The organism is Coprococcus sp. AM97-35, assembly GCF_027697525.1.
Classification (GTDB): domain Bacteria; phylum Bacillota; class Clostridia; order Lachnospirales; family Lachnospiraceae; genus Allocoprococcus; species Allocoprococcus comes.
In genome coordinates this window covers 36,226-47,986 of the sequence record NZ_JAQESL010000009.1, presented here as the reverse complement: position 1 = coordinate 47,986, position 11,761 = coordinate 36,226, and the positions used below count along the sequence as shown (strand labels likewise).

Below are 11,761 nucleotides of genomic sequence, written 5' to 3'. Positions count from 1 at the left end.
CAATATTATTAAAAAAACTGACCATAAGTCAATAAACAAATTGACTTATGGTCAGTTTTGTTGTATATTGGTTTTGTAAAATAAATGACCGGCAGTCATTAAGAGAGAAAGAATAAAAAGAAAAGAGGAATAAAGTATGGTAAAGGTTGGCAAAAAGATTGTTAAATTCAGAGTACCGATACTGATACTCAGTATTATCCTTTTGATTCCGGCTGTGTGGGGGTATGTGAACACCAGGATCAACTATGATGTGCTGACTTATCTTCCGGAAGACATTGAGACAATGCAGGGACAAGAGATCATGACGAATGATTTTGGGATCGGGGCATTTTCGATGCTGATGGTAGACGGCATGGAAGATAAAGAGATTGTGAAGCTGAAAGAAAAGGTAGAGAAGGTAGACGGAGTAGAGAATGTACTCTGGTATGATTCACTGGCTGATATTTCGGTTCCACAGAGCGTGCTTCCGTCAAAGCTGTATGATGAGTACAACACAGAAGACGGAACAATGATGGCGGTATTTTTCAAAGACGGAACTTCATCCGATGAAACCATGAAGGCAATTACCGAGATCCGTAAGATCACCGGAGAGCAGTGCTTTTTAAGTGGAATGTCTGCGATTGTAGAGGACACCAAAGAGCTTGCCGAAAAGGAAACACCACTTTATGTACTGATCGCAGTCGCACTTTCTGCACTGGTTCTGGCAATTACGATGGAATCGATTTTTGTTCCGGTATTGTTCCTTTTGAGTATCGGAATCGCAATCGTATATAATCTTGGAACGAATGTGTTTTTTGGAGAGATTTCTTATATCACGAAGGCACTGGCAGCGGTACTTCAGCTCGGTGTCACTATGGACTATTCTATTTTCCTGATGCACAGTTATCAGGAGCAGCAGGTGCGCTATAACGGAGATAAAGAGCGGGCGATGGCACACGCGATTTCCCAGACCTTTTCATCCGTAATCGGAAGTTCAGTTACGACAGTTGCCGGATTTATCGCACTTTGCTTTATGAGCTTTACTCTTGGAAAAGATATCGGTATCGTTATGGCAAAAGGTGTTATCTTCGGAGTTCTGGTCTGTGTAACTGTTCTTCCGTCCATGATCCTGTGCTGTGACAAGCTGATCGAGAAGACAAAACACAAACCGCTGCTTCCGGATATTGGAAGGATTTCGGATAAGGTGACAAAGCGTTACGTGATTTATGTAGTAGCATTTGTGATCCTTCTGTTTCCGGCGATTTACGGAAACAATCACACAGGTGTTTACTACAATCTGGATGAATCGCTGCCAAAGGATCTTCCGAGTGTCATTGCGAACACGAAATTAAAAGAAGATTACAATATGAATACCACACATATGATCCTGGTGGACAGCTCGGTTGCAGGTTCTGATGTCAAGAAGATGTCACAGGAGATTGAAAAAGTAGATGGTGTTAAATGGGTACTTGGACTGGATAACCTGATCGGCTCCGGTGTTCCGGCAGATATGCTCCCGGAATCTGTCACCGGTATGCTGAAAAATGACAAGTACCAGCTGCTGATGGTAAATTCTACTTACAAAGTAGCAACGGATAAAGTAAACAAACAGATTGAGCAGATTGATAAGATCATGGATAAATATGATAAGGGTGCAATGCTGGTAGGAGAAGGAACTCTTACAAAAGACCTGATTAACATTACAGACACGGACTTTAAGCGCGTAAGCGCAGTGTCTATTGGAATCGTATTTGTGATTATTCTGCTTCTGTTCAAATCAGTTACTATTCCGGTGATCCTGGTCGGTGTGATCGAATTTGCGATCTTTGTGAATATGGGTATTCCGTTTTACACTGGAACAAAGTTGCCGTTTGTGGCATCAATCGTAATCGGTACGATCCAGCTTGGCGCGACTGTGGATTATGCGATCCTGATGACCACCAGATATCAGAGAGAGAGAAGCCGCGGCGCAGGCAAATTTGACGCGATCACAACAGCACATAAGTTCTCTGCGCAGTCGATCATCGTCAGTGCGCTCAGCTTCTTTGCTGCAACGATCGGTGTCGGACTTTATTCCAATATCGATATGATCAGTTCGCTGTGTATTCTGATGGCGAGAGGTGCACTGATCAGTATGGTGGTTGTTGTGCTGATCCTTCCGTCCTTATTCATGGTATTTGACAAGATTATTGTAAAGACGAGCAAAGGTTTCCGACCGTCAGGCTTGAAATCATAACCACATCATAGTATAATTCTCTTGGATTATTATATGATACAAGGAACGGAGAAAAAGATCCGTGCGTATCAAAAGGGCTGATACAATCTTGCTATCATAAAAGGAATAAGGAGGAATCCACTATGATTAATTGGAACAATTTGGATACACTTACATCATTTAAAGAACTTTCGGAAGTAGAACGTGTCAATCTTGCAGAAGTGATGTCCGGTGAGAACGGAGCAGAACGTGTTAAGGATTACAGCGTTCCGATGACAGAGGATCTTACTTACAATTACGCTGCAAAAGCAGTAGATGATAAAGTACTTGCAGCACTTGCAAAGCTTGCAAAAGAAGCGCAGCTGACAGAAAAGTACGCAGCACTCTACAATGGAGAAGTGATCAACACAGGAGAAAAGAGACTGGTTCTTCATCAGCTCACCCGTGGACAGCTTGGAGATAAAGTAGAAGCTGACGGAGTAGACAAGCGAGAATTCTATGTTAAGCAGCAGCAGAGGATCGCAGATTTTGCCAATAAAGTACATGCCGGCGAGATTACAAATGCAGCAGGTGAGAAATTCACAACAGTCGTACAGATCGGTATCGGTGGAAGTGACCTTGGTCCTCGCGCAATGTATCTTGCACTTGAGAACTGGGCTAAGAAGAACGGCACATTCAAGATGGAAGCCAAATTCATCAGCAATGTTGACCCGGATGATGCAGCAGCAGTACTGAATTCAATTGATGTAGCACATTCTATTTTTGTTCTGGTATCAAAGTCAGGAACAACTCTTGAGACTCTTACCAATGAGTCATTTGTAAAAGATGCCCTGAAGAATGCAGGTCTGGATGCTTCTAAGCATATGATCGCTGTTACAAGCGAGACATCACCACTTGCAAAGAGCGATGATTATCTTGCAGCATTCTTCATGGATGATTATATCGGAGGACGTTACTCATCTACTTCAGCAGTCGGTGGTGCCGTACTTTCGCTGGCATTCGGACCGGAAGTATTTGCACAGTTCCTTGCAGGAGCAGCAAAGGTAGATGAAGTTTCCAAGAATGAAGATTTATTGAAGAATCCGGCAATGCTGGATGCGATGATCGGTGTATACGAGCGTAATGTACTCGGATATCCGGCAACAGCTGTTCTCCCATATTCACAGGCACTGAGCCGTTTCCCGGCACATCTGCAGCAGCTGGATATGGAATCCAATGGTAAATCAGTTAACCGCTTTGGCGAGCCGGTAGATTACCCGACAGGTCCGGTGATCTTCGGAGAACCAGGAACAAACGGACAGCATTCCTTCTATCAGCTTCTCCACCAGGGAACCAACATCATACCGCTCCAGTTCATCGGCTTCAAGAACAGCCAGATCGGAACCGATGTTGTGATCCAGGACAGCACAAGCCAGCAGAAGCTCTGCGCAAACGTAGCTGCACAGATCGTAGCATTTGCATGCGGTAAATCAGACGAGAACCGCAACAAGAATTTTGAAGGTGGACGTCCGTCAAGTATTATCATCGGTAAAGAACTGACACCAGAGACACTCGGTGCACTTCTTGCACATTTTGAGAATAAGGTTATGTTCCAGGGATTTGTATGGAATGTGAACAGCTTCGACCAGGAAGGTGTTCAGCTTGGAAAAGTACTTGCCAAACGTGTACTTGCCCATGAGACAGACGGAGCACTGAAAGTATACAGTGATCTTTTAGATATCTAATCAGAATTAATGAAAGAGACCAGAGTCGGTGCGAATTTTAGGATTCGGACCGGCTTTTTGGATACGAAAATATGCAAGAGAAGCTACCAGGATATTCTGTCAGGATTTCCGGCTGAATGATTGTTTTTTAGGAAAAAGACATAAAACCAGGAAAAGAGAAAGACTATGAAATTAGAAAATTACGAGGTGCATCTCCCGAATTATTCCATCGGAGATGCAATTTACGATAAAATCGGACCGGTCTGTGAATCTTATGGAAAAACGGTACTTGTGATCGGCGGAAAAAGGGCACTTGATGCGGCTTTTGATAAGATCAAAGCGGCGGTCGACCAGACGAATCTGGAGATTATTGGAAAAGAACTTTATGGGAAAGACTGTACCTATCAGACGGTAGAAAAGCTTCGCCGGATGTCGGTTTATCAGAAAGCAGATATGGTATTTGGAGTAGGAGGGGGCAAAGCACTGGATACGGTAAAATGTCTGTGTATTACAGATGATAAGCCGGTGTTCAGCTTCCCGACAATCGCATCCAACTGTTCGGCATGTACATCGGTGTCGATCATGTATAACGAGGATGGTACATTTCTGAAACCGAATTTCTTCGTGCGTCCGGTCATGCATGCATTTATCGATACAGAAATCATAGCAAAAGCACCGAGTCAGTATATGTGGGCAGGAATTGGTGATACCTATGCAAAATACTATGAAGCAACAATCTCATCAAGGGATGAAAGACTGGAACATTTCACTTCACTTGGTGTAGCAGTCAGTCTGATGTGCAGGAATCCGCTTCTGGAATATGGACCGAAGGCATTTGCAGACCATAAAAAGGGACTGTGTACATATGATGTAGAGCAGGTGGTTCTGGCGATCGTTGTGACAACCGGAATTGCATCCATTTTCCTTACAAAAGATTTCACACCGGATTATAACAGTGGACTTGCACATGCAATTTTTTATGCTCTGACGAAGTATCCGGTGATCGAGCAGCGGCATCTGCACGGGGAAGTAGTTGGATTTGGTGTGCTTCTGGCACTTCTTGTAGATGGACAGGAAGAAGAATTTGAGAAAATATATCAGCTGAATCGCGAGATAGGGCTTCCGGTGTCTTTGAAAGAAATTGAGATTACAGAGGATGAATGGAAAGAAAGTATGGGACATATTCCGAAAATGTCGGATGTAGCACATTACCCATATAAGGTAACCCGGGAAATGCTGGAAGATGCAATGCAGAAACTGAAAGAAAGAGTCAGAAAGGATCAGAGCCATGAAGAATAAGAAATCCGCAACTTCCTCTATGATTCTTGGGGTAGCGTTTGTCTGGTTTACAACACATTTCGGAGGTGGATTTGCCTCGGGTGCGCAGATCTACAGTTATTATGTGCGTTATGGAATCTGGTGTCTTCTGATGCCGGTTCTGGCCATGGGATATAATGCGGTATTTTTCGCGTACTGCCTCCGGTTTGCGAGAAAGCATGAGGTATATGATTACCGGTCTTATAACAATGCGTTTTATGGGAAGTTTGCGCCGGTATTTTCCAATTTGTTTGAAGTACTGTATATTTGTGTGATGTGCGTGGCTCCCGCAGTTGCATTTGCGACAGGCGGAGCGACCTTAAGTACCCTGACCGGACTTCCGTATCTGCTGTGTACGTTGATTATCGGCATATTTATCTTCGTTGTGGCAGTATTTGGAACAGACCTGGTGCGTAAGGTGGCTTCTGTCCTGTCTGTCTGCATTATCGCAGGTCTTCTGATTGTGTATATTCCAAATATCATCGCAGGTGCAGGGCAGATTGCAGATACAGCTTCACGGATGACTGCAAATGGCGGATCCTTTGGGAAAGCACTCTATTCAGCATTTATTTACGGAACATTCCAGCTGGCAAATGTGGCTGTTTTTGTGCAGCATGCCAAGAGCTTTGAAAAGCCGGATGATGCGGTGCAAAGTATGGGAATCGGATGGATCATCAATGCACTTATGATGATCATGGTTGTGCTTGGGATTATGACTGTTTGTACCAAGCCGGAGATGAGCGAGACGAGCGTCCCGACACTTTTTATGGTGCAGTGCGGTGTTGGAAAAGGATTTATGATGCCGCTGATTTCTATTTTGATCATTCTTGGAGCGGTATCTACGGCGGTTAATATGGTGGCTGCAATGGTCAAGAGAATCTGTAGTGGTCTTAATAAGATGAAAAAAGAGACAGGAACGGATGAGAAAAGAAAAATCGGTACAAAGGAAATTGTGGCAGCATTTATCTGCTGTGTTGTAGATTTTGGAATCGCACAGTTTGGACTTCTGACACTGATCCAGAAGGCGTATAGCGTGCTGGCGTATCTGGCGATTCCGGTAATCCTTATTCCATATCTGATCCACATGGCAGTGACCAGATTTGATACGAAGTAATGAGAGAATAAAGGGAAAAGAGGACAAAAGATGCCAATCGGTGTTATAGTAAATGTAAGTATGGTGATGCCGGTTAGTTATCTTTGGAGTACTTATATTTTACCATTAGTGAGGTGATGGAATGGCAAAGATTACAGTGTGGTCAAAGCAGCATGAAAATGTCTGGAAAGTTCTTCAGGAGACCGGACGATATACGGTAAAGCGAGAGTATATCATAAAGGATCTCAAAGAACATTCGGAGCTGGTTCTGGATACTTATGAATGGCTGGTCAAGAACGGACCGGACTACGGGAATAAACCGGCGGATGTGGAATTTCCGGTATGGGTATCCTTCAGGCAGGATGCAACGATGCTTCCGGAAAAAGGAAGAGTGATCTTGGAACTGGAGATCGAAGAATCCCTGATTACCAGAGTGAATTTCACAAAATGGGGAATGATCCTCAACTATTCCTATATTCCGGCAGACAAGGCGGATGAAAAGCGGCACAAAGAGCTTCTGGAAGCCTATGGAGTCAGCGACACGCAGGCGTATATGTCGCAGTTCTATCCGGAGATCAAACGGGAGATCCGGGAGAGCTGGAAGAGGCTTTTTGATGATGACATCCAGATCGGAAGTGATGGATGTTATGGAAACATCTGGGAGGTGCGAAGAGAATGGGTGAAAAATGTAATACAATAACCTTATATGCATCACAGGCAGACCCGGTAATCGAAGCAATTGAGCGGAATGGCGTGTGTTTTTCCAAAGAGGCGTATGTGCGGAAAAAATATCAGGAGAGTGCAAAGATTTTCACAACAGCCTATTCCTGGTTTGTGCGTGAGATGGAGAAATATGTGAAGAAGCCGGATGGTGCGGAGTATCCGTACTGGGCATTCCGTGAAGCCTATAATGTGGATCAGTCGATGGGCGGCAACTTCCTGACACTGGAAGTACCATTGGATGAAGTTCTGCTTTTTGATATGTATGACTGGAATAAGATTCTCTGTCTCAAATATATTGGGGAAGATGAAAAAAATGAGAAGCAGTTCCAGGAGCAGCTGGAGATGTATGGGATCAAAGAGATGGATGCGGTGTTGAGTAATTTTTATCCATTACAGAAGCAGCAGATTCTGAAAAGCTGGCAACGTCTGACACGGTATCATGAAGAATTGTTACATGGAAATACAGAGCTTGTAAGGGATGTACAAGCAGGACTTTGGAGAATAAAAAAGGAGTGGATCAGATAGATGAAAGTATTGGTATACAGAAAATGCAGTACCTGTCAGAAGGCGCTGAAATGGCTGAAGGCATATGAGATTGCATTTGAGGAACGGGCAATCGTGGAGGAAAATCCAACCTATGAAGAGCTGAAGGAATGGCATGCGATGAGTGGGGTCCCGCTGAAAAAGTTTTTTAATACAAGTGGGATGCTTTATAAGCAGATGCAGCTGAAAGACAAGCTCCCGACGATGACGGAAGATGAGCAGATAAAGCTGCTGGCGACAGATGGTATGTTGGTGAAAAGACCGTTTGTAGTTGGGGACGGATTTGTACTGACCGGGTTTAAAGAAAAAGAATGGGAAGAAAAATTGTTGAAGTAGTGGGGAAGATGAGTGCTGTAAAAGGTGCTCATCTTTTTATTCTGCCTGTAAAGAATGTGTAAAAAGAATTGAAAGAAGACGGAACACTTACGAAACTGAGTAAGAAATGGTTTGGACAGGATACGGCTCCGGAAGAGGACCGATTTGAAAAAACAATAAACTAAAAAGAAAAATAACGGGTAACTCAATGAAAAGAGGAACCCGTTATTTTTTATTCAGATTTTTTTGATTTTATTAGACCAAGGAGCAGGACGGCCGGAAAAGTAATGGCTGCGAAAATCCCGCTTTTCAGACTGCCGCCGGCGTAGGAAGATACTAGACCTGCAAGCGTCGGACCACCGGAACATCCCAGATCTCCGGCAAGTGCAAGGAGGGCAAACATTGTTGTGCCGCCACGTGGAATAGAGACGGATGCGGTGCTGAAAAGTCCCGGCCACATAATTCCAACGGAGAATCCGCAAAGCGCACATCCCAAAAGGTTCAGCGCAGGAAATGGAAGGATGGAAATACATAAATAGGAAAGGATGCAAAGAATGCAGCTTCCTCTCATGAACAGATCCAGCCGGATCCTGTCTCCGTATTTCCCGTAAAGCAGCCGGGACCCCCCCATACAGGCTGCAAAGGTAAGAGGACCGGCAAGATCGCCGAGTGTTTTGGAAATGTGCAGGCTTGTCTCAGCAAAAGTGGATGCCCATTGGCTGACTGCCTGTTCGCTGGCACCGGCACAGGTCATCATAAGCATTAACATCCAGAAGATTTTAGATGTGCACAATTCTCTGAGAGAAAGTCCCTGTTCACCTTCTTCGTGAAGGGAGTAGATTGGTGCACTTCTGAAGAGGAAAGTGTTAAATATTGGGATGACAGCCCACATAAGTGCGAGGATTTTCCAGTGCGATATTCCGAAAAACCAGAAAAATGCGGTTGATAACAGAACAACGCCCACATGCCCCCAACAGTAAAAGGAATGCAGGAGACTCATTGCTTTTTCTTTGTTATCAGTAGGGCAGGCTTCAATGATCGGGCTTACCAGTACTTCGAGAAGTCCACCGCCGATCGCATAAATGATAACTGCGATTACAAGTCCGGTATAAGGGGAGGAAAAAACTTCCGGAAGAACGGTGAGTAATATCAGTCCTGCCGCAGAAAGAATATGCGCAATTAAAATCGAAATGCGGTATCCGATCCTGTCGATGAAGAATGCGGATAGAAGATCGACAAACAGCTGAATGATAAAGTTGAGTGTGATCAAAAAGGTAATTCGTTCTAGTGAAATATAGTAATTATTTTGGAAAGTGACAAAAAGAAGAGGAACAAAATTATTTACGATAGCCTGAACGATGTAACCAATAAAACAAGCGTAGATGGTCTGCATACAATTTGTGTTTTTTTTCATTTCTTAAAAGCTCCTTTCAAAATAGCACTATATCATATTGGAGGGGTGGATGTCTTGACGAATATCGCATAAATATAGTACAATATCTTCAAAACACAAAAGGTATAATGAAAATGCAAATAACAGAGATAATAACAGATGAAACACTGAGGGAAATACGTGAACACGGAACGCCGGAGTTTCCTTTTGAATATTATCTGGATGATATCGATGAAATTGGTCAGGGTTATGTTGAATGGCACTGGCATAATGAGATTGAATGGGCATGGGTTGAATCTGGAAAAGTAATCTGCAGGATTGGAAATGAAAAGATTATCCTTGAAGCGGGGGAGGGGATTTTTATAAACAGCAGAGTGATCCACCGCTTTGAAACACCGGGTGGTGCGCTTATGCCAAATATCCTGCACGCTCCAGAGCTGCTTGCTGCGCGGGAAAGTGCAATTTATCAAAAATATGTTAGTCCTGTAATTACATATGGTAAAGAATATGTGATTTTGGAAAAAGAAAAAAATAGTGGTATATTAAGTCTGCTGGATGAGATATACAAAGATGCCGGAAAGGAAATGCTTAGAAAAGAACTGATTATACAGAACAAGATCAGCAGATTATGGGATGAATTGTTTGAAGAAGTTCCGAATATTGTACAGAGAGAGTCCCGGAATAAGAATCTCCTTTTACAGTCGCGGCTCAGAGAGATGATGCAGTTTATAGAAAACCATTATAAAGAACGAATTTCTTTGGAAAGGCTGGCAGCGGAAGCGAACATTAGTAAAAGTGAAGCCCTTCGATGCTTTAAGCGTGGAATAGGGACGACTCCGGTGAAATATTTGATCGATTACAGGCTGGAGAGGGCAAAAGAATTATTGTGTAAGACGAATGATACGGTTATTCGGGTTGCCGCAGATGTGGGAATAGATAATACAAGTTATTTTGTAAGAATATTTAAGAAAATGTATGGGATGACACCAGGAGCATTCCGGGAAGAAGAAGGACTGAAAAAGGCTGGAGAAAAATAACATATTAGAAGAAATTCTCCGAATTTAGTTGACTTTTTGATACATCATGATATCATTACTTCGTATGGCTGAAGTGTTCGGGAGGGCGGAACAACTGGCTTTGTAAGAAGAACAAAAGAGAGAGGTTTTGGGAAAAGGAAAATGAATGTGAAATACGATTACGAGAGAATTGTACAGGGGATCCTGGACATTGGGGAAGCTATGATTAGATGTGGAGCGGAGAACTTTCGTCTGCAGGACAGTCTGTACCGTATTTGCAGAAGTTATGGATTTGTAAAGTATGATATTTTTGTTATACCAAGCAATATCCAGATTACGGCAGAGACACCGGAAGGGCAGATTATTACACAGATCCGACTGGTAGAAATAGGGGAATGTGACTTTGACAAACTGGATTATCTGAATAATCTGTGCCGTAAAGTCTGTAAAGAAAAGCCGGATGCAAAAGAAATGAGAAGACAGTTTGAAGAGGTGATGGGAAGACCGGAACAGAAGTGGTACACCCATTATGCGGCCGGTATTTTAGGTGGTACCGGATTCGCGGTATTCTTTGGATGTGATATAAGGGATGCGATCATTGCGGTGATCGTATCAATTGTGATCGTTGCAGCAGGGAACTGGCTGGCCGAACGTGAGAAGAACCTGCTGGCATATAACCTGATCTTATCGTTTATTGCAGAGATGATCATTCTGTTATCTGTTAAATTTGGATTTGCGGATCATGGGGAGCGGATCATGATCGGAATTGTCATGCTCCTGATCAGTGGACTGAGTACGACGAACGGAATCCGTGATCTGCTTCAGAAAGACTTTATCTCCGGAACGATCAATATCATGAATTCCATGCTTGGTGCTTCCGGAATCGCATTTGGTACGGCGATACCGATGATTCTTTTTGGCGGTGTAGAGGCGGAAGGATTTATCCTTACCCCGAATCTGATCGTACAGCTGATTTCCTGTACCGCAGCCTGCGTGGGATTTGCACTGTGGTTTAAGATCCGGGGCATGCAGGTGGTTTACTGTGGAATCGGAGCATTTTTTACATGGCTGATTTATGCACTTGTTTATGAGGCGCGTCCAAGTAACTTCCTTGCAACTACAATTGCGGCGACATTCGTTGCATTCTATGCATTTATTATGTCGCGGATAAATAAAGCACCATCAACAATTTTCCTGACAGCGTCTGTATTCCCTCTGATTCCTGGACCGAATCTGTACTATGTAATGTACGCATGCGTAAGCGGGAATATGCATATGCTCCTGGAACAAACGATCACACTTTTTGCAACCTGCGTTGCAATTGCATTTGGATTTAACTTTGTAGATATTGCATCAAGAACTATCATGCGTGGTATGAAGGTAGAATATCACATTGGAAAAAGTGACAGATAAATAAAAAGTTTCAGCCGCGGATTTCATTCTGCGGCTGAAATTTTAGCCTGT

Annotated in this window: 10 protein-coding genes; 9 read left to right on the top strand and 1 reads right to left on the bottom strand. The window is 43.4% G+C overall.

Annotated elements, in window-relative coordinates:
- The first annotated feature begins 136 nt into the window (after positions 1-136).
- From PG840_RS08860 to PG840_RS08830, 7 genes are all read left to right on the top strand, one after another.
- On the top strand, positions 137-2,215 hold the full coding sequence (locus tag PG840_RS08860) for an efflux RND transporter permease subunit (RefSeq protein WP_270613526.1): 2,079 nt from the start codon (positions 137-139) through the stop codon (positions 2,213-2,215).
- A gap of 122 nt (positions 2,216-2,337) precedes the next feature.
- Positions 2,338-3,918, top strand: a complete 1,581-nt coding sequence (locus PG840_RS08855; RefSeq protein ID WP_008373449.1) for a glucose-6-phosphate isomerase — start codon at positions 2,338-2,340, stop codon at positions 3,916-3,918.
- Positions 3,919-4,083: 165 nt separating this feature from the next.
- Entirely contained in the window at positions 4,084-5,196 is a 1,113-nt protein-coding gene (locus PG840_RS08850; protein ID WP_055247576.1) for an iron-containing alcohol dehydrogenase family protein, read from the top strand.
- On the top strand, positions 5,186-6,328 hold the full coding sequence (locus PG840_RS08845) for a YkvI family membrane protein (protein WP_270613525.1): 1,143 nt from the start codon (positions 5,186-5,188) through the stop codon (positions 6,326-6,328). The genes PG840_RS08850 and PG840_RS08845 overlap by 11 nt, the downstream gene beginning before the upstream one ends.
- A 121-nt stretch (positions 6,329-6,449) precedes the next feature.
- Entirely contained in the window at positions 6,450-7,007 is a 558-nt protein-coding gene (locus PG840_RS08840) for a DUF3841 domain-containing protein (RefSeq protein WP_008373458.1), read from the top strand.
- The gene (locus tag PG840_RS08835; protein WP_270541036.1) at positions 6,983-7,555 is read left to right on the top strand and encodes a DUF3841 domain-containing protein; all 573 of its coding nucleotides are present in this window, start codon (positions 6,983-6,985) and stop codon (positions 7,553-7,555) included. The genes PG840_RS08840 and PG840_RS08835 overlap by 25 nt, the downstream gene beginning before the upstream one ends.
- Complete coding sequence (locus tag PG840_RS08830; RefSeq protein ID WP_270541035.1) at positions 7,556-7,909, top strand: arsenate reductase family protein; 354 nt, start codon at positions 7,556-7,558, stop codon at positions 7,907-7,909. It abuts the gene before it with no gap.
- Positions 7,910-8,120: 211 nt separating this feature from the next.
- On the opposite strand, the gene PG840_RS08825 is transcribed toward PG840_RS08830, so the two are convergent.
- On the bottom strand, positions 8,121-9,302 hold the full coding sequence (locus PG840_RS08825; RefSeq protein WP_270205390.1) for an MFS transporter: 1,182 nt from the start codon (positions 9,300-9,302) through the stop codon (positions 8,121-8,123).
- A 107-nt stretch (positions 9,303-9,409) separates the two neighbouring features.
- Here PG840_RS08825 and PG840_RS08820 point away from each other — a divergent pair, with 107 nt between their 5' ends.
- Both PG840_RS08820 and PG840_RS08815 read left to right on the top strand, forming a co-directional pair.
- Entirely contained in the window at positions 9,410-10,318 is a 909-nt protein-coding gene (locus tag PG840_RS08820) for an AraC family transcriptional regulator (RefSeq protein WP_270205389.1), read from the top strand.
- A gap of 141 nt (positions 10,319-10,459) precedes the next feature.
- Complete coding sequence (locus PG840_RS08815) at positions 10,460-11,710, top strand: threonine/serine ThrE exporter family protein (RefSeq protein WP_270613524.1); 1,251 nt, start codon at positions 10,460-10,462, stop codon at positions 11,708-11,710.
- The last annotated feature ends 51 nt before the right edge of the window (positions 11,711-11,761 follow it).

Coding starts and splice junctions, on each gene's coding strand:
- PG840_RS08860 (WP_270613526.1), top strand. CDS start 137: ATGGTAAAGGTTGGCAAAAAGATTGTTAAATTCAGAGTACCGATACTG.
- PG840_RS08855 (WP_008373449.1), top strand. CDS start 2,338: ATGATTAATTGGAACAATTTGGATACACTTACATCATTTAAAGAACTT.
- PG840_RS08850 (WP_055247576.1), top strand. CDS start 4,084: ATGAAATTAGAAAATTACGAGGTGCATCTCCCGAATTATTCCATCGGA.
- PG840_RS08845 (WP_270613525.1), top strand. CDS start 5,186: ATGAAGAATAAGAAATCCGCAACTTCCTCTATGATTCTTGGGGTAGCG.
- PG840_RS08840 (WP_008373458.1), top strand. CDS start 6,450: ATGGCAAAGATTACAGTGTGGTCAAAGCAGCATGAAAATGTCTGGAAA.
- PG840_RS08835 (WP_270541036.1), top strand. CDS start 6,983: ATGGGTGAAAAATGTAATACAATAACCTTATATGCATCACAGGCAGAC.
- PG840_RS08830 (WP_270541035.1), top strand. CDS start 7,556: ATGAAAGTATTGGTATACAGAAAATGCAGTACCTGTCAGAAGGCGCTG.
- PG840_RS08825 (WP_270205390.1), bottom strand. CDS start 9,302: ATGAAAAAAAACACAAATTGTATGCAGACCATCTACGCTTGTTTTATT.
- PG840_RS08820 (WP_270205389.1), top strand. CDS start 9,410: ATGAAAATGCAAATAACAGAGATAATAACAGATGAAACACTGAGGGAA.
- PG840_RS08815 (WP_270613524.1), top strand. CDS start 10,460: ATGAATGTGAAATACGATTACGAGAGAATTGTACAGGGGATCCTGGAC.